22 protein-coding genes, 1 tRNA gene and 1 pseudogene are annotated in these 22,124 nt (G+C 71.8%); 12 read left to right on the top strand and 12 right to left on the bottom strand.

All coding sequences use genetic code 11. The features are described from left to right. Positions 1–96 precede the first annotated feature (96 nt). From AB0G47_RS33330 to AB0G47_RS33315, 4 genes are all read right to left on the bottom strand, one after another. Entirely contained in the window at positions 97–1,377 is a 1,281-nt protein-coding gene (locus tag AB0G47_RS33330; RefSeq protein WP_360777599.1) for a cation:proton antiporter, read from the bottom strand. Between the two features lie 4 nt (positions 1,378–1,381). Then, positions 1,382–1,867 carry a TrkA C-terminal domain-containing protein gene (locus AB0G47_RS33325; protein ID WP_360777597.1) on the bottom strand — a complete coding sequence of 162 codons (486 nt, stop codon included), beginning with the start codon at positions 1,865–1,867 and terminating at the stop codon, positions 1,382–1,384. A 122-nt stretch (positions 1,868–1,989) separates the two neighbouring features. Continuing rightward, positions 1,990–3,528, bottom strand: a complete 1,539-nt coding sequence (locus AB0G47_RS33320) for an ATP-dependent DNA ligase (RefSeq protein WP_360777595.1) — start codon at positions 3,526–3,528, stop codon at positions 1,990–1,992. Between the two features lie 109 nt (positions 3,529–3,637). Next, positions 3,638–5,179, bottom strand: a complete 1,542-nt coding sequence (locus AB0G47_RS33315) for a sigma-70 family RNA polymerase sigma factor (RefSeq protein ID WP_360777593.1) — start codon at positions 5,177–5,179, stop codon at positions 3,638–3,640. Positions 5,180–5,386: 207 nt separating this feature from the next. On the opposite strand from AB0G47_RS33315, the gene AB0G47_RS33310 reads away from it, so the two are divergent. From AB0G47_RS33310 to AB0G47_RS33300, 3 genes are all read left to right on the top strand, one after another. After that, positions 5,387–5,800, top strand: coding sequence for an SsgA family sporulation/cell division regulator (locus tag AB0G47_RS33310; RefSeq protein ID WP_360777591.1), 414 nt, complete (start codon positions 5,387–5,389; stop codon positions 5,798–5,800). A 136-nt stretch (positions 5,801–5,936) separates the two neighbouring features. Beyond that, entirely contained in the window at positions 5,937–6,836 is a 900-nt protein-coding gene (locus AB0G47_RS33305; protein ID WP_360777589.1) for a trypsin-like peptidase domain-containing protein, read from the top strand. A 93-nt stretch (positions 6,837–6,929) separates the two neighbouring features. Further along, positions 6,930–7,661 (top strand): siderophore-interacting protein, encoded by a 732-nt coding sequence (locus AB0G47_RS33300; RefSeq protein ID WP_360777587.1) that lies wholly within the window; start codon positions 6,930–6,932, stop codon positions 7,659–7,661. A gap of 9 nt (positions 7,662–7,670) precedes the next feature. Here AB0G47_RS33300 and AB0G47_RS33295 read toward each other — a convergent pair whose 3' ends face one another. Then, complete coding sequence (locus AB0G47_RS33295; RefSeq protein ID WP_360777585.1) at positions 7,671–8,846, bottom strand: serine hydrolase; 1,176 nt, start codon at positions 8,844–8,846, stop codon at positions 7,671–7,673. Between the two features lie 221 nt (positions 8,847–9,067). Here AB0G47_RS33295 and AB0G47_RS33290 point away from each other — a divergent pair, with 221 nt between their 5' ends. Both AB0G47_RS33290 and AB0G47_RS33285 read left to right on the top strand, forming a co-directional pair. Beyond that, on the top strand, positions 9,068–9,754 hold the full coding sequence (locus AB0G47_RS33290) for a restriction endonuclease (RefSeq protein ID WP_360777583.1): 687 nt from the start codon (positions 9,068–9,070) through the stop codon (positions 9,752–9,754). A 137-nt stretch (positions 9,755–9,891) separates the two neighbouring features. Beyond that, a complete protein-coding gene (locus AB0G47_RS33285; protein WP_360777582.1) occupies positions 9,892–10,719 on the top strand; it encodes an NAD(P)H-binding protein in 828 nt (275 codons plus the stop codon). A 21-nt stretch (positions 10,720–10,740) separates the two neighbouring features. On the opposite strand, the gene AB0G47_RS33280 is transcribed toward AB0G47_RS33285, so the two are convergent. Beyond that, a complete protein-coding gene (locus AB0G47_RS33280; RefSeq protein ID WP_360777580.1) occupies positions 10,741–11,535 on the bottom strand; it encodes an NAD(P)H-dependent oxidoreductase in 795 nt (264 codons plus the stop codon). 96 nt (positions 11,536–11,631) lie between these two features. On the opposite strand from AB0G47_RS33280, the gene AB0G47_RS33275 reads away from it, so the two are divergent. Together AB0G47_RS33275 and AB0G47_RS33270 are read left to right on the top strand one after the other, a co-directional pair. Beyond that, the gene (locus AB0G47_RS33275; RefSeq protein ID WP_360777578.1) at positions 11,632–12,525 is read left to right on the top strand and encodes a helix-turn-helix transcriptional regulator; all 894 of its coding nucleotides are present in this window, start codon (positions 11,632–11,634) and stop codon (positions 12,523–12,525) included. A 55-nt stretch (positions 12,526–12,580) separates the two neighbouring features. Next, a tRNA-Ser gene (locus AB0G47_RS33270) sits at positions 12,581–12,652 on the top strand. Positions 12,653–12,773: 121 nt separating this feature from the next. On the opposite strand, the gene AB0G47_RS33265 is transcribed toward AB0G47_RS33270, so the two are convergent. Further along, a complete protein-coding gene (locus AB0G47_RS33265; protein ID WP_360777576.1) occupies positions 12,774–13,265 on the bottom strand; it encodes a glutathione peroxidase in 492 nt (163 codons plus the stop codon). A 33-nt stretch (positions 13,266–13,298) separates the two neighbouring features. Continuing rightward, positions 13,299–14,081 carry an ABC transporter permease gene (locus AB0G47_RS33260; RefSeq protein WP_360777574.1) on the bottom strand — a complete coding sequence of 261 codons (783 nt, stop codon included), beginning with the start codon at positions 14,079–14,081 and terminating at the stop codon, positions 13,299–13,301. A gap of 138 nt (positions 14,082–14,219) precedes the next feature. Here AB0G47_RS33260 and AB0G47_RS33255 point away from each other — a divergent pair, with 138 nt between their 5' ends. Together AB0G47_RS33255 and AB0G47_RS33250 are read left to right on the top strand one after the other, a co-directional pair. Next, positions 14,220–15,305 carry an S-(hydroxymethyl)mycothiol dehydrogenase gene (locus AB0G47_RS33255; RefSeq protein ID WP_360777572.1) on the top strand — a complete coding sequence of 362 codons (1,086 nt, stop codon included), beginning with the start codon at positions 14,220–14,222 and terminating at the stop codon, positions 15,303–15,305. Further along, positions 15,305–15,937, top strand: coding sequence for an MBL fold metallo-hydrolase (locus AB0G47_RS33250; RefSeq protein WP_360777570.1), 633 nt, complete (start codon positions 15,305–15,307; stop codon positions 15,935–15,937). Before AB0G47_RS33255 ends, AB0G47_RS33250 begins: the two co-directional genes overlap by 1 nt. 54 nt (positions 15,938–15,991) lie before the next feature. Here AB0G47_RS33250 and AB0G47_RS33245 read toward each other — a convergent pair whose 3' ends face one another. Then, positions 15,992–16,840 carry a fumarylacetoacetate hydrolase family protein gene (locus tag AB0G47_RS33245; RefSeq protein WP_360777568.1) on the bottom strand — a complete coding sequence of 283 codons (849 nt, stop codon included), beginning with the start codon at positions 16,838–16,840 and terminating at the stop codon, positions 15,992–15,994. A 248-nt stretch (positions 16,841–17,088) separates the two neighbouring features. On the opposite strand from AB0G47_RS33245, the gene AB0G47_RS33240 reads away from it, so the two are divergent. Beyond that, on the top strand, positions 17,089–17,808 hold the full coding sequence (locus tag AB0G47_RS33240; RefSeq protein WP_360777566.1) for a DUF2470 domain-containing protein: 720 nt from the start codon (positions 17,089–17,091) through the stop codon (positions 17,806–17,808). On the opposite strand, the gene AB0G47_RS33235 is transcribed toward AB0G47_RS33240, so the two are convergent. Further along, on the bottom strand, positions 17,779–18,078 hold the full coding sequence (locus AB0G47_RS33235; protein ID WP_360777564.1) for a DUF1232 domain-containing protein: 300 nt from the start codon (positions 18,076–18,078) through the stop codon (positions 17,779–17,781). The two genes, AB0G47_RS33240 and AB0G47_RS33235, sit on opposite strands and share 30 nt — an antisense overlap. Positions 18,079–18,264: 186 nt before the next feature. On the opposite strand from AB0G47_RS33235, the gene AB0G47_RS33230 reads away from it, so the two are divergent. Both AB0G47_RS33230 and AB0G47_RS33225 read left to right on the top strand, forming a co-directional pair. After that, entirely contained in the window at positions 18,265–19,455 is a 1,191-nt protein-coding gene (locus tag AB0G47_RS33230; protein WP_360777563.1) for an amidohydrolase family protein, read from the top strand. Between the two features lie 82 nt (positions 19,456–19,537). After that, on the top strand, positions 19,538–20,107 hold the full coding sequence (locus AB0G47_RS33225; protein ID WP_360777782.1) for an isochorismatase family protein: 570 nt from the start codon (positions 19,538–19,540) through the stop codon (positions 20,105–20,107). Between the two features lie 31 nt (positions 20,108–20,138). Here the strand turns inward: AB0G47_RS33225 and AB0G47_RS33220 are convergent. Next, positions 20,139–20,297: pseudogene (locus AB0G47_RS33220) on the bottom strand (SDR family oxidoreductase); the annotation flags it as partial. Between the two features lie 86 nt (positions 20,298–20,383). Then, positions 20,384–21,994, bottom strand: a complete 1,611-nt coding sequence (locus tag AB0G47_RS33215; protein WP_360777561.1) for an alpha-amylase family glycosyl hydrolase — start codon at positions 21,992–21,994, stop codon at positions 20,384–20,386. Between the last annotated feature and the right edge of the window lie 130 nt (positions 21,995–22,124).

The following is a 22,124-nucleotide window of genomic DNA, read 5'->3' as shown; positions in this document are numbered from 1 at the left end:
GCGGTCGGCAACGGCGCGCACCCGGCCGACGCTGATCCGAGGATCCCTGCGGCTCGGCCGGGTACGCGGCGTCGCGTGCCCGGCCGAAGGCGTGCGTCAGGGGCGCCCGCTCGTACCCTGCCCGTCGAGCGACTCCTCCGTCGAGGTCGACGTCGACGTCGGCTGCTCCGGCTCCCGGGGCGACGGCAGGGCCACCGCGGCGGCGGCCTCCCGGCGGCGCGACATGACGCCGTCCACGCGCGCGGCCACGGGCTGTACGAAGCGCGCGGTGAGCGGGCCGACGATCACGAGGATCAGGACGTACGCCGTGGCCAGCGGGCCGAGCGACGGCTCGATGCCCGCGGTGACGGCAAGCCCCGCGATGACGATGGAGAACTCGCCGCGCGCCACAAGCGCACCGCCCGCACGCCACCGTCCCTTCACGGAGATCTTGGCGCGGCGGGCGGCCCAGTACCCCGTGGCGATCTTCGTGCAGGCCGTCACGACCGCGAGGGCGAGCGCGGGAAGCAGCACCGGGGGAATGCTCGCCGGATCGGTGTGCAGACCGAAGAAGACGAAGAACACGGCGGCGAACAGGTCCCGCAGCGGCGCCAGGAGACTGTGCGCCCCCTCGGCGACCTCGCCGGACAGCGCGATGCCGACCAGGAAGGCGCCCACGGCGGCCGAGACCTGGAGCTGCTGTGCGATCCCGGCGACCAGGATGGTCAGTCCGAGGACGACAAGGAGCAGCTTCTCGGGGTCGTCGCTCGACACGAAGCGCGAGATCACACGTCCGTAGCGCACGGCCAGGAACAGCACAAGACCCGCGGCGCCGAGCGCGATCGCGAGGGTGAGACTGCCCGCGGCCCAGCCGACACCGGCCAACAGGGCGGTGATGATGGGCAGATACACGGCCATGGCGAGGTCTTCGAGGACCAGGATGCTGAGGATGACGGGGGTCTCGCGGTTGCCGAGCCGGCCCAGGTCGCCGAGCACCTTGGCGATGACCCCGGACGACGAGATCCAGGTGACGCCCGCGAGGACGACGGCGGCGACCGGACCCCAGCCCATCAGGAGCGCGGCGATCGCGCCCGGCACGGCATTGAGCCCCATGTCGACAAGACCGGCCGGGTACTGGGTCTTGAGATTGCTGACCAGATCGCTCGCGGTGTATTCGAGCCCCAGCATCAGCAACAGCAGGATGACGCCGATCTCGGCGCCGATCGCGACGAACTCCTCGCTGGTGCCGAGCGGAAGCAGCCCGCCCTCACCGAACGCGAGCCCCGCGAGCAGATAGAGGGGGATGGGGGAGAAGCGGAACCGCCCGGCGAACCTGCCGAGCAGCCCGAGCGCGAGGATGATCGCGCCGAACTCGATCAGGAAGACAGCCGAATGCATCGAATCACTCCCGCCCGAGTATCGCGGCGGCGCTCTCCACACCCTCGCGGGTGCCGATCACGATGAGGGTGTCCCCGCCCGAGAGGCGGAAGTCCGGTGCGGGCGACGGGATGGCCTCGGCCCTGCGAAGGACCGCCACGATGGAGGCACCGGTCTCGGTGCGCATCTGGGTCTCGCCGAGCAGCCGCCCGTTCCAGTGCGAGGTGCCCGCGATCTCGATGCGCTCGGCGACCAGGCCCAGATCGGTGGTGTGCAGCAGATTCGTGCTGTGGTGCGAGGGCATCAGCGCGTCGATCAGTGCGGCCGCCTCTCCGGAACTCAGCCGCAGCGAGAGCGCGCAGGCGTCGGGGTCGTCGGCACGGTAGGCGCTGAGGGTGCGCGCGCCGTCCCGGTGCGCGACCACCGAGATCTGCCGCTGTTCTCGGGTGGTCAGGTCGTACCGGATGCCGATGCCTGGAAGCGGCGTCTGGCTCAGGCGTGATGCGGGCACAGCTCTCCCTCTCATGCTGCTGATGCGAATGGGCGTCAATAAGGCGTTAAGGTCACCCTATCGGCCGGATCTTTGCCTGAACTTGGTGGTAGCCACCGCGCCTCAGGACTAGAGGGGGAGGGCTACGGCTGACGCTCTGCCAGCACCGTCTCGACCGAATCGGCCTCGGCGGGCGACTTGTCCTCGCGGTAGCGCACGACCCGGGCGAAGCGGAGCGTGACGCCGGCCGGGTAGCGGGTGGACTTCTGCAGCCCGTCGTAGGCGATCTCGACGACGAGTTCGGGACGTACGGTCACGAGGAATCCGTCGTCGCTGACGGCGAGCTCACGCAGCCGCTCCGTCTGCCAGGCCAGCATCGCGTCGGTCATGCCCTTGAAGGTCTTCCCGAGCATGGCGTACGTCCCGTCGGCGCGCCGGGCGCCCAGATGCAGGTTGGAGAGCTTGCCGGTCCGCCGCCCGTGCCCCCACTCGGCGGCAAGGACCACGAGGTCCAGGGTGTGCACGGGCTTGACCTTCAGCCAGCTCGCGCCGCGCCGCCCTGCGCTGTAGGGGGAGTCGAGCGCCTTGAGCACGACTCCTTCGTGACCGCGTCGCAGCGTGTCGGCGAAGAAGGCTTCGGCGTCCCGCCGTCGGGCCGCGTTCTCCGGCTCGTCGACGACGGTGCGGCGCACCCGCATCGGTTCCGGGACGACCCGGGCCAGGCGGGCGTGCCGCTCGGTGAACGGCAGATCGAGCAGGTCGAGCCCGTCGGCGTACAGGGCGTCGAAGAAGACGGGGGAGAGAGGCAGCTCGGCGGCCGCGGTGGCCACGTCGACACGTGAGCCGACACGCCCCGCGACCTCCTGGAAAGGACGGGGCCTGCCGTCGCCGCCGAGGGCGATCACCTCTCCGTCGAGAATGAACCGCTCGCCCTTCAACTCCCGCGCCGCAGCGGTGAGTTCGGGAAGCCGGTCGGTGATGTCGTCGAGGGTGCGGGTGTAGACACGTACGTCGCCCCCGTCGCGATGCACCTGGACGCGGATGCCGTCCAGCTTCTCCTCGACCGCGCACGGTCCCAGCTTGTCGATGCCTTCACCCACGGAGGCGGCGCCGTGCGCGAGCATGGGCAGGACGGGCCGCCCGAGGCTGAGCCGGAACTCGTCAAGAGCGGCGGGCCCGCGGGCGAGGAGCGCCTGCGCGACGGGGCTCACCGCCCCGGCGAGCATCACGGCACGCCGCACCGCGGTGGCCGGAACCTCCGTGGCGCGAGCGAGCCCTTCCACGGCGATGGCGTCAAGCGCCCCCTGCCGGACCTCGCCGGTCAGCAGCCCGAACAGGAACCGCTGCTCCTCGGCGGTGGCCGCGCCCATCAACTCCCGGATGAGGCGCTTGCGTTCGGCCTGGGATCCTGGACCCGTGACGGCGCCGATGGCGGTGAGGGCGGCATCTGTGCCCCGGACGGTCAGGGTGGGTTCGCAGGCGGGCTCGACAGGGTCCTTGAGCAGATTCCACCCGATCCCCAGACGCCCCTGCGGTAGCCGCCCCGCCAGATACGGGATCACGACCGGGACGTCGTCAGGCTCCGCGGCCCGGAAGAGATCGGCCAGGAGCGCGATCTTCCCCGAGCGGGCGGAGGTCGTGGCGACCGAGTGGGACACATGGGCTAGCCGGGCCAGGAGCATGTGTCTCCCTTTCCCCGGTCGCACCCGTTCCTGACACCTTTTCCGCCGGGTGGCGGGTCCCCCGGTGACCGGCCGTCGCCTTGCCCGGTGACCGGCGGTCACCCCTCTCTCATGGGGTGTGGCAGATGTAGATCGGCCCTATCCAGGGCTCGCAGACCGGCTCCGGGGGCGGGGTGGGCTCAACCGGTGTCGGTGTCGGCGTCGGCGTCGGCTCCGGGGGAGGGGTCGGGTCGACTGGCGTCGGTACAGGGGGAGCTGGGTCCACCGGGGTCGGCGTGGGGGTCGGAGTAGGCGTCGGTGCAGGGGGCGGAGGCGTCGGAGTGACCGGTTCGGCCGGTTCCGTCGGGGTTACCGGTTCGGCCGGTTCCGACGGTTCGGCAGGCGTCGGCGCTGTGGCCGGGTCTGCCCGGTCCGCGGGCGCCGGGGCTTCCGGCTCCGCCTCTTGCTGCTGGGGCGGTGGCTGTGGCGCGGGTGCCTGCTGCTCTGCAGGGGCGTCCTGCTCGGCGGGTGCAGCTGGAGGCGCCGGTGCCTGCGGTTCCGCCGGGGCCGGCGGTGGCTTCTCGGCCGGAGTCGCGGGGCGGTCCTCGCTGCGGGGCGCCGGCGCTGGTGCCTCCGCGGCCGGTGGCTGGGCCGGCTTGCTCTCCACCGCGGTGGCCCGCTGCGGCGGTGCCGCGCTGCCGGAGCCGCCGAGCACGAGCCCCGCCGCCACTGCCGCCCCCGCCACCGAAGCGCCTACGACGCCGACCGCGGCGGCCGGGATCTTTCCGCCGCCGGTGAGGACGTGACGTACGCCGTGCAGGAAGCCGCTGTGGCCGCCGGGTGCCGAAGCCGCCCCGGCTGCCCCGGCCGACCCCGCGGCAAGCGGCACGAGGAACTTGCCCGCGCCGCCCAGGACGAAGATCAGCAGTGCCGGTCCGACCAGCGCCGGCAGTCGGTCGTTGGCGCGGGCGAGCAGTGCCAGTCTGGCCCGGCAGTCGGCGCAGCCGTCGAGGTGGGCAAGGAGACGCTCGGACTGCCGGGCCGATGCCTCGCCGCGTATGTGGCCGGGTATGCGGTCCCAGTGCTGCTCGCACGCGGGATCCTCCGGCGTACCGGGATGGGCGCGCAGGAACGCCTGCCGCATCCCTTCGCGCGCCCGGTGCAGCAGCACGGCGGTCGCGCCCTGCCCGGCCCCGATCCGGCGCCCGACCGCCTCCAGCGGCTGGCCCTCCGCTTCCGCGAGCCACAGTGCCTTCACCCAGCGCTCGGGCAGCTGACCGAGGACCCGGCCGAGCAGGTCCACGGAGGAGACCCGGTCGCCCGGATCGTCCGCGCCGTCGCTGTGCACGTCGACCCGCTCCGCGGACTCGACGGTCCGCGGGTCACGTGGCGTCTCGCGCGCCGCACCGCGCCCCACCGCCGCCGCGAGGTGCCGCACGGTCGTCATGAGATACGCCGGTACGTTCTCGATCTCGTGCCCGGCCGAAAGCCGCCGCCAGACGCGGAAATGTGCCTCGGCGACGAGGTCGTCGGCGATCCAGGCGTTGCCGGTCAGCGAGCGGGCGTAGGCGACGAGGCGCGGCTGTTCCTCCCGGTAGAGGCGGGCGTAAGCGGCCGTGGCCGGCACGGTCACCGGACCGTCGGCGGGGGCCTCGGCAGGGGCGTCGGACATGGCAGAGCACTCTCCCGTTTCCACTGCGGGGGATCCGGACGAGTTCGAAAGCCTAGGTCAGATATGTCCGACTTGTGATGCATGAGTGGCGTAGGTCACACGAACTCCTCGCGTGTCGCCGTAATGCACGCGCTCGCCGCGGACTCGTACAGGCGCGGAAGGAACCAGACCGCGAAGCGGAAGCCTTACGAGAAAGAGGAACCGATCATGGCCGTCACCCTTGAGCAGCCCGCCCGAGCCCGCCTGATCACCCCGGAGGGGCGCGAGCGCGGCCTGTCCGTCACCCTCCGGTACTCGTCGGCCGACCCCCTGGCCGCCCAGATCACCTTCCCGTCCGAGGCCTCCCTCGACGGCGCGGAGGTCACCTGGATCTTCGCCCGTCAGCTGCTCGACGAGGGGCTGCGTGCCCCCGCGGGCAGCGGTGACGTGCACATCTGGCCGTGCGGTCGCGCGCGGACGGTCCTCGAGTTCCACGCGCCGCAGGGCCTGGCCCTGGTGCAGTTCGACCGCGCCGTGCTGCAGCGATTCCTGCTGCGCTCGTACGCCATCGTCGGCGCGGGGAGCGAGGTGACGGGACTCGACCTGGACCGGAATCTCGCGCGCCTGCTGGGCGGGGTCTGAACGCCGGGCCCACCGGACTCGACGGGCGGATCGTCCGGCCCTCGCCTAGCGTCGTATCAGGGGTGATTTCCAGGGGGTCTCAAGCCCATGAGTTCCGCATTCATGAGTTCCGCATTTTGGTGCGGAGGTGGAAGGCATGCACCGGATAGTTGCGCCCGCGCTGGCTATCGCTTCCGTCGCTTCCGTCGTGGCCGTCATCGCCGGGAACGCGGCCGGCAGCACGGCGAGCGGTGAGGCGGCGAGCGGTGAGGCGGCGATCACCACCGTGAAGTTCACCGCGGAAGAGCGCCGCGAGACCCTCGGGTACTGGACGGCCGACCGGATGCGCAAGGTCGCCGCCGGTGTCGACCTCGGGCACGACGCCGCATCCGTCAAACCCTGGAACGGCCCGGCGATGAAGACGGTCGGGCGGCTGTTCTTCACCAACGAGCAGGGCCAGGATTCCTACTGCACCGCCACCGCGGTCCGCAGCCGCAGCCATTCCGCGGTGATGACCGCAGGGCACTGCGTACAACTGCCCGCCTCCCCGGGAAACCACTACAGCAACATGGTCTTCGTGCCGGGCTACGGCGAAGGCAAGAGCCCGTACGGGGTGTTCGCGGTCCGGGCCTCCGTGATGCCGCGCAGTTGGGAGCGCGACGCCAAGAACGATGTCGCCGTCGTCGTGGTGGACGAGCGGAAGGGCAGGTCGCTGACCGACACGGTCGGCGGGCAGGCCGTGGCCGTGGACCGCAAGCCGGGCGGCAAGGTGACCGTCTTCGGCTATCCCGACAGCCAGGAGCAGCGCGGCGAGCGGCTGATGTACTGCGCGGGCACCACGTCGGCCGCGCCCCAGGACAAGCAGAGCGTGCGCTGCCCGATGGAGGGCGGGTCAAGTGGCGGGCCCTGGCTGGCCGACTTCGACGAGAAGTCGGGCCGGGGAAAGCTCGTGTCCGTGAACAGTTTCGGTGACACGGCGGAGGGGGGTTCGGCCATGGAGGGCGAGGTCCTGGGCGCCACTGCGGGTGAACTCCTCAAGCGGGCACAGGAGTTGTGATCCGTGCCGAGTCCCGTTCTTCGCCTCCCCTGTTTTAGGTTAGGCTGCCCTAACTTATCGACGGCTTCAGGCCGCTCAGGGGAGGGGACCACGATGGGACACGGCTGGGAGGGGGTGGTCCTCAAGCTGTTCCGCGGCAAGGACTTCGAGTTCACGGTGACCGGCACCGAAGACGTCACCGAGCACTACCGGCGGCTGCACCTGACGGACGGCGGCATGCTCGCCCTGACCGGGGTGCATCCCACGATGTGGGTGCGCCTGTGGTTCGACGACGCGGGCAAGAGCCACCAGCGTGCCTACACCCTGGTGAACCCCGACCCCGACAGCGGAACCTTCAGTCTGGAGTTCGCCCTGCACGACGGCCGCGCCAGTGACTGGGCGCGCAAGGCCGCCCCCGGTGACACCATCGAGGCCACGTTGCAGGGCACCGGCTTCGAGGCGCCGGAACCGCGGCCGTCACGGCTCCTGGCGATCGGCGACACGGCGGCACTCCCGGCCCTCAACTCGCTCCTGGCCGCCCTGCCCGGCGTACCGGCGACGATCTGGTTCGAGACCCAGCACGCCGAAGACCACGACCTCGACCTGCGCCTCGACCCGGCCCTGCACGATCTGCACCGGGTGGAACGGCGCGCGTCCGGCGCCCATCTGGTCGACGAGGTCAAGGCCGCACTGCCCGCCCTTGTCCAGGACCCCGCCGACGTCTACGTCTGGATCACCTGCGACACGACGACCACCCGGGCCATCGCCTCATACGTACGCAAGGAGCTGAACGTCCCGAAGCACCGCGTGCACGCGCTCGGCTACTGGCGCCCGGAGAAGCGGTAGCCGGCTCGGCTATTCGCGCCCGGAGGGGCGGCGGACGCGGGCCGTCCGCCGCCGGATCATCAGCACCGTACCCACAAGGACCACCGCTGAGCCCGCGCCGACCAGGAGGATCGCGGTCCAGTCCGAGTCGTCGGGCTCCGGACTCAGCGCGGCGGGGGCCAGACCCTGCGCGGTGCGCGACTGCTCGCTCTGGGACAGCAGCGAACCCACCGGCTGCACGCGCCCCGCGGCCTTGAAGCCCCAGTCGAGCAGCGACCGCGCCTCTTCGTACACGGCGTACCCGCCGCCCTCCTGAGGGTTCATCACGGACACGACCAGGGTGCGGTTGCCGCGCTGCGCCGCGCTGATCAGGGTGTGGCCGGCATGGCTGGTGTAGCCGTTCTTGATGCCGACGAGGCCGGGGTAGCGTGCCACGCCGTCCGCGCCGGTCAGCAGGCGGTTGGTGTTCTTGATCGGGTAGGACCAGTTGCCGTTGGGGAACCGCGCGACCGCCGTGGCGCAGTAGCGGGCGAACTCGGGGTCCGCGAGACCCGCCCGGCCGAAGACCGCCAGGTCGTACGCCGATGAGACCTGCCCCGCCGCGTCGTAGCCGTCGGGGGAGACCACATGGGTGTCGCGGGCGCCCAAGGCGCGGGCCTTGGCACGCATCTGCTGGACGGTCTGCTGCCAGCCGCCGTTCAGCTTGGCGAGCACGTGAACGGCGTCGTTGCCGGAGCTGAGGAAGACGCCACGCCACAGATCGGAGACGCGGTAGCTGCGGCCCGCCTCGATACCCACGAGGCTGCTGCCGTCCCCGACGCCGGAGAGCTCGCTCTGGGAGACCGTGTGGCGGGCGGTGGCGTCCAGGTGGGGGAGGGCCGTGAGGGCGAAGAGCGACTTCAGGGTGGAGGCGGGCGGCAGTTGGCGGTGCGCGTTGTGCGCGGCGAGCACTTCGCCCGTACGGGCGTCGGCCACCAGCCAGGACAGCGCCGAGACGTCGGCCGGCAGAGCCGGGGCGCCGGCGCCCGGCCTGGCCTGGGTGCCGGGCCGGTCGAGCAGGGTCGAGGAGTACGCGGGCACCGGCTTGGGCGGCGCGGGCTCGGCCGTGGCGGCCGCCGCGACGGGAGCGGGCAGGAGGACCAGGGCAACGGTGGCGAGGGCCGCGGTGCGGACGGATGAGGAGCGCGGAAGGTACCTGATGGCCATTCAGCCACCGTAGGAGCACGGCCAGAAGTCCGCAGGTCAGCTTGGTCCGGCTGGATGTATCGGGGGGTGAGGGACGCTGCCGGGCCGGGGCCGGCGGGCGTCGGTCAGGGCCGCCGCGAGGGCCGAGGGCCACCGGCTTCGGCCACTGGCCGAACGGCCGCCCTTCCCGAACCGGCGCTCTCTGCCCACACTGCTTGGCAAGGACGGCGGAGGGGGCACCGATGGCCGCTCGACGGGGACGGCGCACGGCGGAGAGCAATCGGCGCGAGGCGGGCGCCCTGGTGGTCGCCCTGCTGCTCCTGGTGGTGGTTTTCTGGTCGGTCGTCTGGCCCTACGCGGCCGCGGTGTTGCTCGTCGGCGGCCTCGGAGCCGTGGCGTGGTGGCTGTGGCGCACGGACCGCATGGCGCGCGGGCGGGATCGCGAGTGGCGCGAACACGAGGAGGTACGGGCGGGGCACCGGACCCTCGGGGATGTGGACGCGATGACCGGCACCGCCTTCGAGGAGCATGTCGCCGGGCTGTGCCGCAGGGACGGATGCACCGAGGTGCGCCGCGTGGGTGGCGCCGGTGACCAGGGCGCCGATGTGATCGGGCGGCTTCCGGACGGCCGGAGCATGGTCGTCCAGTGCAAGCGGTACGCCCCGAGCGGCACCATCGCCAGCCGTGAACTGCGCGATCTCCTGGGCTCCCGCGTGCACTTCGGGGCCGATGTGGCGATCTTCGTGACGACCACACGCTTCAGCCGCCCCTCCGCGACGTTCGCGGCGACGCACTCCATCGCCACCGTGCACCGCGACCATCTGGGCCTGTGGAACAGCGGAACCCCGCTGGATTCGATCCTCGACGTCAGCGCCGCGGGGCAGGGCGACGGCCGGCACCGGGCGCGCTGGAAGAGGACGTACGGATAGTGCCGCCGGATACCCTCCGCGGCCTGTGATCCCGGTCACCATCAGGCCGATTCCCCATTACTTTCCCCTAGGTACCTAATGCCCCGGCGCCGATAGCTTCCTTCAAGTCCACAGAGAACAACTCATGGGGAGCGAACATGATCGTGGTGACCGGAGCAACGGGCAATGTCGGGCGGCCACTTGTCAAGGCACTCGTCGCGGCGGGAGAACAGGTCACGGCCGTCTCGCGTGCGGTGTCGGAGACGGACGTCCCGGCGGGAGTGCGGCAGCTGCGGGCGGACGTGGCCGATCCGGAGCGGCTCAAGCCCGCACTCGACGGCGCGGACGCCCTGTTCCTGCTGACGTCCGGAGACTTCACGCTGGCCGGCGGCGATGTGCACGGCGCCCTCGACGCCGCGCGGGCAGGCGGCGTCCGGCGGGTCGTCCTGCTCTCCTCCCAAGGCGTCGGAACGCTGCGCCATCCACCGGCGTACGAGGAGGCCGTCAAGCAGTCGGGCCTGGAGTGGACGGTGCTGCGGCCCGGCGGCTTCGCCTCCAACGCGTTCCTCTGGGGCGACGCGGTCCGCGCGACCCGGACGGTCGCCGCGCCGTTCGGCGATGTCGCCCTGCCGGTGATCGACCCGGACGACATCGCGGCGGTCGCCGCTCTCACACTGCGGGACGCCGGGCACGACGGCGCCACGTACGTGCTGACGGGGCCGGACCCGGTCTCGCCGAGGCAGCAGGCCGCGGCGATCGGGGACGCGATCGGCGAGCCGGTGGGGTTTGTCGAGCAGAGCGAGGAGGAGGCACGGACACAGATGCTGGCCTTCATGCCCGAGCAGGTGGTGGAGGCCACCCTCGCCATCCTGGGCTCACCCACGCCCGACGAACAGCGGGTGAGCCCCGACGCCGAGCGGGTCCTCGGCCGCCCGCCCCGGCCCTTCGCCGAGTGGGCGGCGCGCAACGCAGCCGCCTTCAAGTAGCGGCACACGGCGGTGACTTGATCAGCCGCGCGGGCGGACATGGAGGTCGAGGCCGCTCGTCCCCGGCGTCTCCACGCCCGGAAGGAGGCGCATGTCGTGGTCGTAGTCGCCGCCGACGAGCGAACGGAAGGGGACCGGCTCGTCGGTGAAGAGGCCGTCGAGCCGGCGCCCGAACTCCCGCTTCGCCGCGGCGAACCGCTCATCGGGCAGCTCGTTCGCGTCGTACACCGCGAACGGTTCCAGCGGCGCCATGCCGGTGAACCAGGAAAGACCGTGCTGCAGCGGGTACAGGACGTCCGTGAGCCGGCCATGGATTCCCCGGTCGGAGAACGACGACTCACGGGCGCCGAGCGTCACCGACACCAGCGCACGCCGCCCTGCAAGGACGCCCTCGCTGTAGGGCGGCGGGACCGCAGGGCCGTAGCCGAACCCGCTGGTGAACACCCGGTCGATCCAGCCCTTCAGGATCGCGGGCACCGAGAACCACCACATCGGGAACTGCAGGATCACCGCGTCCGACCAGCGCACCTTCTCCTGCTCCGCCGCGATGTCGGACGAGAGACGGTCGGCGAACGTGTCCCGCTCGGAGGCGGCCATCACATGCAGTCGCTGATCCCCGGCGTGACCGGAGAAGTCGTCGGCGTCCACCGTCGCCTTCCACTTCATGGCGTACAGGTCGGAGACCCGCACCTCGTGCCCCGCCGCGCGCAGTTCGTCGACCGCGAAGGCGGCCAAGGAGGCGTTGAGCGAACGGGGTTCGGGGTGGGCGCTGACGACGAGGATCTTCTTCGGGCGGGGCGGCGTGGTGGTGTTCATGGAGCCACGATCTCCGGGCGCGCCCCGGTCAGCCAGCACCCTGTCCGACGTCGGAACGCCGATCCTGGTACTGCCAGGGCCACGCATACTTGGCCCATGAACGGCGTGAGCGGTGTGGACGGCGAGGACGAGATGGGCGGCACCGGTGGCGGGACCGGCGGCACGGGGCGGGACCTCGGCGGGTTTCTGCGGGCCCGGCGGGGGCGCGTGACGCCGGAGCGCGTGGGGCTCACCGGCGGTCGCCGCCGCCGGGTGCGCGGGCTTCGCCGTGAGGAACTGGCCCAGTTGGCCGGGATCAGCGTGGACTATTACGTACGCCTCGAACAGGGCCGGGCCACCCAGCCGTCCGCCGAGGTGCTCGACGCGCTCGCCGGGGCGCTCGGCCTCGGCACGGCGGAGCGCGCGCACCTCACCACACTGGCCGCCGCCCGTCGGGAGCCCGCGCCCACGGCCCGGGTCAGCCCCCTGCTGCGACGGATCCTGGACGCCCTGGGCGACTTCCCCGCCTTCGCGACCGACCACCGCCTCGACGTGGTGGCCTGGAACCCCCTGGGCGCCGAACTGATCGGCGGCCTCGCCGACCCGGCCCGCCGCGACCGGAACAACGCCAGGTTTCTCTTCCTCGACCCCGCGTCCCGTCTCGTACACCCTGACTGGGAGGACCGTGCGGCGGAGGCGGTGGGCCAGCTGCGCGTCGCCGCGGGGCGCTACCCGCAGGACACGGAACTGGCCGCGCTCATCGCCGAACTGGCCGCGGCCAGCGGCGAGTTCCGGCGGATCTGGGACAGCGGCGAGGTCGTGATGTGCGCGGCGGGCCGCAAACGCCTGCGGCACCCGGCCGCCGGGTTGCTCACGCTGAACTTCGAGACCCTGCACGTACCGGCCGCACCCGGCGAGACGGGTCTGGTGGTGCATGTGTTCAGCGCCGACGAGGACAGCGTGGAGGCGGCTGCCCTCGCCCGGGTGTCGGAGACGGCTGCCGTGCGCTGAACGGGCCCGCGGAAAACCCGATGCCCCCGCGTGCGGTGATCGCTACGGTGGAGATGTCCAGGTGCGCAGGAGCGGGCTACTTCCACTGTAAATGGGACGGTCGCGGGTTCGAATCCCGTCGTCGACTTCGGGTCGGCGTAGCTCAGCGGCTAGAGCACCATGTTGCCTGCACCGACTCTGATCTCTGGACCGTCGACGCGAGCCGTCTGCCTTGCCGCACAGCAGGGCAGACGGCTCGCGTTCGCCGACTACTGCGGCAGGTTCGCCTCGATCGCGGCGATGACCTCGGGAGCGTCCGGCTCGGTCTGCGGGGAGAAGCGCGCGACGACCGATCCGCGCGCGTCGATCACGAACTTCTCGAAGTTCCAGCGGATGTCTCCGCTGTGTCCCTCGGAGTCGGCGGTGCCGACGAGGTTGCCGTACAGCGGGTGGCGGGCATCGCCGTTGACGTCGACCTTCTCGGTCAGCGGGAAGGTCACGCCGTACGTCGCCGAGCAGAACTCGGCGATCTCCTCCGAGGTGCCGGGCTCCTGGCCCATGAACTGGTTGCAGGGGACGCCAAGGACGGTGAAGCCGCGGGCGGCGTACTGCGCGTGCAGTCGCTCCAGGCCCGCGTACTGCGGGGTCAGACCGCACTTGGAGGCGACGTTGACGATCAGGACCGCCTTGCCCAGGTGCTGGTCCAGGTTCGCGGGGCCACCCTGGAGGGCGGCGATCTCGGCATTCTCGTAGACAGACATGTTTGGGAGCCTACGCTCAGGGCCCGGCGCCGCTCACGCCGCCTCCGTGCGGTTCAGCCGGCCGCAGGCGACCAGCTCGACCGTCACCGCGACCGCGATCGCCTGGACCGCCATCAGGGCGATCAGCACGAACAGCTGCACCGCGCCCGCGAGGACGGGAGACGCGCCGCCCAGGAGCATGCCGACGAACGCTCCCGGCAGCGTGACCAGGCCCACCGTGCGGGTCTGGTCGAGTCCGGGCAGCAGGGCGTCCGAAGCGGCGGGGCGGATCACCTCCATGCGGGCGTCACGGGCGAGCAGGCCGAGGGCCAGGCCCGCCTCGAACTCGCCGTTGCGGGCCCGGAGTTCGTCCAGGGCCCGGCGGCCGGCGAGCACCGTCGCCGTCAGCGCGCCGCCGATGAGGATGCCGGTCACCGGGATCATGGCGATGCCCCGCACCGGCAGCAGCCCGGCCAGCGTCAGGCCGGTCACCACCGGGACGACCGGACCCGCGACCGGCAGCGCCGCCCACCACCAGCTGCCGTTCTCGGTGATGCGCCGCCCCGCGGTCCGGGTGGCGACGGCGAACATCAGGAGCAGGAAGGCGAAGAGCGCCGCCAGGTGGTGGATCACCCAGCCGATCGCCAGGGACACCACGCCCAGCTGCGCGGCCGCCCGCACCCCGGCCACCACGATCTCGCGCGCCCTGCCGTACGAGCCGTCGGGGGACAGCCGGAACACGGCGGCCGTCGCGGCCGCGACAAGGAGCAGCACGAGCAGCGCCGCACCGAGCGTCGCATTGACCGGAAGCAGGGCCTGAGCAGCGAGATCACGCACCCGCCCACCCTAGGCGGCGGCGCGCCCAAGAGAACGGAATCGGCCGTCGCAACCCGCGCGAGCGGGTCGTGGAGGGGGTGCCCAGGATGTGAGGATGCCCGAGGAACATGTGATGCCGAAGAAAGAAGGGCTGACCTCATGGCGCAGCAGGTACAGGGCGTGATCGCCCGCGCGAAGGGCGAGCCGGTAAGGATCGAGACGATCGTCGTGCCGGACCCGGGCCCGGGAGAAGCCGTGGTGAAGGTGCAGGCGTGCGGCGTCTGTCATACCGATCTGCTCTACCGCGAGGGCGGCATCAACGACGACTTCCCCTTCCTCCTCGGCCACGAGGCCGCGGGCGTCGTCGAGTCGGTCGGCGACGGCGTCACCGAGGTCGCGCCGGGCGACTTCGTGATCCTCAACTGGCGTGCGGTGTGCGGTCAGTGCCGCGCCTGTCTGCGCGGACGCCCGCAGTACTGCTTCGACACGCACAACGCCAAGCAGAAGATGACCCTCACGGACGGCACCGAGCTCTCGCCCGCGCTCGGCATCGGCGCCTTCGCCGAGAAGACCCTCGTCGCCGCCGGTCAGTGCACCAAGGTCGACCCGGCCGCATCGCCCGCCGCGGCCGGACTCCTCGGCTGCGGCGTCATGGCCGGGCTCGGCGCCGCCATCAACACCGGCGAGGTCGGCCGGGGCGACTCGGTCGCCGTCATCGGCTGCGGCGGTGTCGGCAACGCGGCGGTCGTGGGCGCGCGGCTCGCCGGCGCCGCGAAGATCATCGCGGTGGACATCGACGACAGGAAGCTCCAGACCGCCAAGGGCCTGGGCGCCACGCACACCGTCAACTCCCGCACGGCGGCCCCGATCGAGGCGATCCGCGAGCTGACCGGGGGCAACGGCGCCGACGTCGTCATCGAGGCGGTCGGCCGCCCGGAGACGTACGAACAGGCCTTCTACGCCCGTGACTTGGCGGGCACCGTCGTCCTGGTCGGTGTGCCGACGCCGGAGATGCGCATCGAGCTGCCGCTGCTCGACGTCTTCGGCCGCGGCGGCGCGCTCAAGTCGTCGTGGTACGGGGACTGTCTGCCCTCACGCGACTTCCCGATGCTCATCGACCTCTACCGGCAGGGGCGGCTCGACCTGGACGCGTTCGTCTCCGAGACGATCGCCCTGGAGGACGTGGAGAAGGCCTTCGAGCGGATGCATCACGGGGACGTCCTGCGTTCGGTGGTGGTCTTCTGATGGCGGCCGCCCGCATCGACCACCTCGTCACGTCCGGGACCTTCTCCCTCGACGGCGGCACCTGGGACGTCGACAACAACGTATGGATCGTGGGTGACGACAGCGAGGTCGTCGTCATCGACGCCGCGCACGACGCGGACGCCATCGCGGCCGCCGTCGGGGACCGCAGGGTCGTCGCGATCGTGTGCACGCACGCCCACGACGATCACATCGACGCGGCCCCCGCGCTCGCCGCCCGCACCGGCGCGCCGATCCTGCTGCACCCTGCCGACGCGGAGCTGTGGAAGCAGACCCACCCCGACCGCGCCCCCGACGGCGAGCTGGCCGACGGACAGGAACTGTCCGTGGCAGGAACGGAGTTGACGGTGCTGCACACGCCGGGCCACTGCCTGGGCGCGGTCAGCCTGTACGCGCCGGACCTTGCCACCGTCTTCACCGGCGACACGCTGTTCGCGGGCGGTCCTGGGGCGACGGGCCGTTCGTTCAGCGACTTCCCGACGATCGTCGACTCGATCAGGGACCGGCTGTTGACCTTGCCGCCGCAGACCGTGGTGCGCACCGGCCACGGCGACAGCACGACGATCGGCGCCGAGGCGCCGCACCTGGAGGAGTGGATCGCCCGCGGTCACTGAGCGGGCAGGGCGGCGGGCTCCGTGCTCCACGGGGCCCGCCCGTCATGGTGGGCGTCAGGCGGGTGTGCAGCGGCTGCGCTGTGTCCCGAGACCGGAGATCTCCATCTCCATCACGTCGCCGGGGGCCAGGTACGGGAAGCGCCCGGACAGGGCGACACCTTGTGGCGTACCGGTGTTGATGACGTCGCCCGGTTCGAGGACGAGATACCGCGACAGATGGTGCACGAGCTGGGCGACCCCGAAGATCATGTCGGCGGACACGGAGTCCTGCCGGACGTCCCCGTTCACGTAGGACCGCAGGCGCAGGCCCTGCGGGTCGTCCACCTCATCCGCGGTCACCAGGACGGGCCCCAGCGGGTTGAACGTGGCGCAGCTCTTGCCCTTGGACCACTGGCCGCCCGACTGCTCCAGCTGGAAGGCGCGCTCGGAGACGTCGTTGCTGACGGCGTAGCCCGCGACATGGGCGAGCGCGTCGGCGGGCGAGTCCAGATAGGAGGTCCGCCGCCCGATGACGACGGCGAGTTCCACCTCCCAGTCGGTCTTCTTCGAGCCGCGCGGGATGAGGACGTCGTCGTACGGACCGATGACGGTGTTCGGCGCCTTGTAGAACAGGATCGGCTCCTCCGGCGGCTCGGAGCCCGATTCGGCGGCGTGGGCGGCGTAGTTCTGCCCGATGCAGAGCACGGCGGACGGGCGGGCTATGGGGGCACCGACGCGCTGCCCGGTGATGTCCGTCTCGGGCAGGTCGGAGGCGTCGGGCACGAGCGACGGGTCGTCCGACAGGGCGGCGAGAAAGGCACCGTCGATGTCGCGGGTGACGGCCGAGAGGTCGTGGTGCCGGCCGTCGGATGAGACGAGAACGGGCCGTTCGCGGCCGGGCTCGCCGATGCGCATGAGACGCATGGGGTGAACTCTCCTGTGCGGTAAGGGAGATCGAGGTCGGGGGATCGTGGTGGTCGCCCCCACAGCCTGCACCGGCGGCAGCCCGTGGAACAGGCGTAGGACCTCGGAGATCGCGTTCGCCCCGAGCCGCTGCCCGCACTCGACCGTGCCCGGCGGCCATCCGCTGAGGCAGAAGTCGGCCCCGCCTGGTAGCACCCACTCTTGATCTCCGATAAGTTAGGCAAGGCTTACCTAATGGAGGTTGACGAATGGGTGTCCGTCACATCAGCACGACCCTGCCCACAGCAGCGGCACGCGCGCGTTCCCTGCTCACCACCGCGTGGTCCTGCGCGGTGACCACGGAGATCGGCAGGGACGAACTCGTCGGCGCGCACAGCGTCGGCGCGGACGGGACGGTTCTGCTGGTCCCGCCGCGGGACAGCGCACTGTCCACCGCGATGATCTGCGCGCCGCGCGGCGAGCCGTCCACCCTGCTGGAACTCGCCGATGTCTCCCCGGTGCCGGTCAGGGACCGGATCCGGGCCCGGCTGTGGCTCTCGGGGTCGCTCGTGCCCGACGGCGAGCGTTTCGTCGTCGCGCCGACCTGCGCCGTGCTGCACGACGCCACGGGCGAGCGGATCGGCATCGACCTCGACGAGCTCGCCGTGACGGCCCCCGACCCGCTGGCCGAGGCCGAGGCGCGGCTGCTGACCCACCTCGCCGACGCGCACGAGGACGCCGTCGAGCAGCTGACCCGGCTCGTCCACGCCGACAGCCTGAACGGAGTGGTGCGCGTACGCCCGCTCGCCATCGACCAGTACGGCCTCACCCTGCGCCTGGAGCGGGCGCGCAGCCAGGCCGATGTGCGGCTGTCGTTCGACGAGCCCGTCGAGGACGTCTCCCAGGTGACCGAGCGCATGCACATCCTGCTGACCAGGGCCCGGCATGTGCGCCGCCCGCTACTGCGCCCCGCGACTCCCGAGTCCTGAGCCCGCCGTCAGTTCCTTCCGCATCGAGCGCAGCGCGAGCGCGAGCACTCCGATGTCGTCGAGGAACACCGGATCGGGCAGCAGATCCGCGGGCAGTACGAGATAGGCGACCGCACCCCAGAACACCCACCGACGTTCCACCGGCAACCCCGCCCTGCGCAGCCTGCGGCGCGCCCTGACCAGGCGCACGAGCAGGGCGACCGCGACTGCAAGCGTGGCGGCCGCGAGGGCCCCGGCGGCCATGAGGAGGACCATGACTTCCGTGCTCATCAGACCCTGAACCTCCGTCCTGAGCGGGGCGCTCCGCCCCAGGCTATGCGCCCCCGCGGGACAGCGCGCGCAAGCGGCGTCCACATCGGGACGGCCGCCAGAACATCCCCTTCCGCCCTCCCATGACGGACGATGGAACCCGGCAAGCACCGCCGGCTCCGCCAACTCCTTGTGGGAAAGGTCGAGATGAGCCAGACGTTGATCACGGCAGGGCGGGTTCTGACCGGGCCGCGTGGCCAGAGCGTCAAGGACGGCGCCGTACTGACGGACGGCGCGGCCATCGTCGCCGCGGGGCCCCGCGCCGCTGTCGAGCCGCTGGTGCGCGCCGGGGCGCGGCGCTGTGCGCTGCCCGACGCCACGGTGCTGCCCGGCCTCATCGACGCCCATGTCCACCTGGTCTTCGACGCGAGCAAGGACCCCGTGGCCGTCCTGGACGCCCACGACGACCGCACGCTGATGGCCGCCATGGAGGAGCGGGCGCGCCAGTTCCTGCACAGCGGCGTGACCACCGTGCGCGACCTGGGCGACCGGGGGCGCCTCACCCTGCGGCTGCGCGAGGCGATCGCCGGCGGCGCCGTGCCCGGACCCCGGATCGTCGCCGCCACCACACCGCTGACCACCAAGGGCGGCCACTGCTGGTTCCTCGGCGGAGAGGTCGACGGCGAGGACGAGATCCGTGCCCTGGTGCGCCGCAACGCCGAACTGGGCGCCGACGTCATCAAGGTGATGGCCACCGGCGGCGGCCTCACCCACGGCGGCCCCGCCACCTGGCAGGCCCAGTTCGGCGCCCCCGAGATCCGCGCCGTCGTCCGCGAGGCGCACCGGGCCGGGCTGCCTGTCGCCGCGCACGGACATGGGACCGCCGGGATCGTGGCCGCCGTGATGGCCGGCGTCGACACCATCGAGCACTGCACCTGGATGACCCGCAAGGGCCTCGACCTGCGCGAGGACGTCCTGGACGCCATCGTCGCCAAGGGCATCCGGATCTGCCCCACCGTCAGCCCCAACTGGCGGATGCTGCCCATGTTCTTCGGCGCCGAACGGGCCAAGGCGATGTTCGACCAGGTGCGGACCATGGCGGAACACGGCGCCCGCCTGATCGCGGGGACGGACGCGGGAGTCCAGCGCGCGGGCTGCGACGGCCTGGCCCAGAGCCTCGGCTTCTACCAGCACCTGGGCATCGAACCGGACCGCGTCATCGACATGGCCACCACGGAGGCCGCCGACGCCCTGGGCATCGCCGACCACGTCGGACGCCTGACGACCGGCTACCGGGCCGACCTGATCGCGGTGCGCGGAGACCCGCTCAAGGACGTGGAGGCCCTGGGGGACGTACGACTGGTGATGGCGGAAGGCAAGATGGTGGACCGTGACTGAGAACAAGACGCAGCCCTTAGAGCAGCCCATACACAAGACGCAGTCCATGGAGCAGTCCATGGAGCAGTCCATGGAGCAGTCCATGGACAGGGCCACGAAGCCCGTTCAGGCCCTGCTGGTCGTCGACATGCAGTCCGCCTTCGTCTCCGGCGACGGCGCCGTACCGGAAGCGGCCCGCGTCCTCGACCGTACGATCGACCTCATCACGCGGGCCCGCGCCGCCGGCGCCCTCGTGATCCAGCTTCAGAACGACGGCGAGCCGGGGTCCGTCGACGAACCCGGAACTCCCGGCTGGCAGATCCACATCCCCGTGGACACGGACCGGGGCGAGACCGTGCTGCGCAAGACGATCGACGACGGCTTCGAGGAGACCGGGCTCGGAGAGCTGCTCGCGGATGCGGGCGTGCGCGACCTCGCCGTCTGCGGGGTGCAGTCCGAGATGTGCGTCCTCGCGACCGCGCGCACCGCCCTCGAACTCGACTTCCGCGTCGTCATGCCGCACGACGCGCACGCGACGTACGACATCCCCGCCGCGCAGGGAATCAGCGACGCGGTCCCGGCGGCGATGGTGTCGCGGGTCGCCGAATGGGCCCTCGGCGACGAGGTCGAGATCGTCGCGAGGGCCCAGGACGTCGACTTCACCAAGCCGTAGCCGTAGACGTAGACACAGGCAGGGGGCCGGATCAGCGGGCGGAGGCGCGCTCCGAGAGCAGGAAGGCGATCAGCTCGGCGACCTCCTCGGCGTGACCGAGGTGGCCCGCCGGGTGCAGGGAGACCAGCGCGTCGTACGCCTCCTCGTCCATGTTCTGCAGGAGCGGGGTCTCGATGAAGCCCGGGCCGAGCCGTGGATCGAGGCGACGTTGACGATGGCGCTGGCCGCCCCTGCCGACGCCGTCGCGTCCCAATGGGACATCTGTCCCGATGGGACTTAAGAGAGGGTGGCTGTCGGGCCCAGATCGAAGACGCCGTACCCGAATCCCCGCGCCGTGACGGCGCCGCCCTCCGCCTCCACACCCGCCGCCTCCAGGGCGCGCGGCGCCGCACCGGCCACGAGCCCGGTGGTGAACGCCGCGGGCGCGCTGCGCGGATTGACCACGACGAGGAAGCGCCCGCCCCGGAGGTACACGAACGGATAGCCGCTGTGCAGTACCTCCACCGAGCCGTCCGGGCCCAGCTCGGGGGCGGCCTTGCGCAGCGCGATCAGGCGGCGTACGAGATGCAGCAGCGAGGTGCCGTCGGCGCGCTGGGCGGCGACGGTGGGCCGCTGCGGATCGGGATCTACGGGGAGGTAGAGGCGCTCGGCCGGGGCGGTGGAGAAGCCCGCGGCGGGGCCGTCGTCCCACTGCATGGGGGTGCGCGATCCCGCCCGGTTGTAGTGCGGGCCGAGCACGCTGCCCTCGGTGTCGGGCAGGCCGGGGATGTAGCGCATGCCGATCTCGTCGCCGTAGTAGATGGCCGGGAGCGTGGGCCAGGTGAGCTGGAAGGCGAACGCAGCGGGGAGCTGCTCGGCGGTGCGCGGACCGCAGTTGAGGCGCGAGAAGTCGTGGTTGGAGGTGGGCAGTGCGATGTGCCCGGAGTCGCCGATGGCCGCGCGGGCCGCACGCCACGCCTCGACGAACGTATCGGGGGAGCCCTGGCCGCTCGGGTCGAAGAACGGGGCGACCGGATCCCAGGCCTCGGAGTCGGTGCCCGCGCGGTTGTTCCACAGGGAGCGCAGCGGCCTGCCGTTGGTGGGGCCGCCGAACTGGAGGAAGAAGTCGGCGTGGAACCCGGCGGGGACGGACACCGCCGGGTCGCCCCACTCCGACAGGAGCGCCGCCCCCGGATGGGCGGTGTCCAGCCAGCCGCGCAGCTCGGTCCAGACCGCTGCCGTGGCGCTGAGGCCCGGGTCGTCCTTGACCAGCGAGTGCGCCATGTCGACCCGGAAGCCGGCGAGGCCGAGCCGCAGCCAGTGGTGCATGACGTCGAGCAGCGCGGCGCGGTTGGCGCGCGGACCGTCGGCGTCCACCCGCTGCCGCCACGGCTCGGCCGGATCGAGGCGGGCGTAGCCGAAGTTGAGGGCGGGCTGGGAGTCGAAGAAGTTCGGCAGATACGCGCCGGGGCGGGACCCCGGCGACCGTACGAAACCCTCCGGGCAGCCCTCGGGCGCCCAGATGTAGCGGTGGTCGTCCGGGTCGTCGGCGGACGCGGTGAACCACGGATGCCGGTCGGAGGTGTGCCCGGCGACCAGGTCGAGCAGGACCCGGATGCCGCGCCGCCCCGCCTCGTCCACGAGCTTGGTCAGGTCGTCGTCGGTGCCGTAGCGGGGCGCGACGGAGAGGTAGTCCGCCACGTCGTACCCGGCGTCGCGGAACGGCGAGGCGAAGCAGGGATTGAGCCAGACGGCGTCGATCCCGAGCCAGGCCAGGTGGTCGAGGTGCTCGGTGATTCCGTTGAAGTCACCGATCCCGTCGCCGTCGGAGTCGGCGAAGGACTGCGGATAGATCTGGTAGAAGACGGCGTCGGAGAGCCAGGCGGGGGCGGGGCGGAACGAAGTCATGGACGGGTGCAGCCTTTCCCTCGTAGGTGTGCGGCGCGGCCGAAGCGGGCTCAGCCCTGTCAGGCCGCGGGGCTCAACTGCTGGATGAGCAGAAGAAACTGAGGCCGTCTCCGCCGTGTCATGCCGAAGG

This window comes from Streptomyces sp. NPDC021622 (assembly GCF_040640795.1).
Classification (GTDB): Bacteria; Actinomycetota; Actinomycetes; order Streptomycetales; family Streptomycetaceae; genus Streptomyces.
Note: the sequence above shows the minus strand (reverse complement) of the source record. Positions and strands in the feature narration are given on the sequence as shown.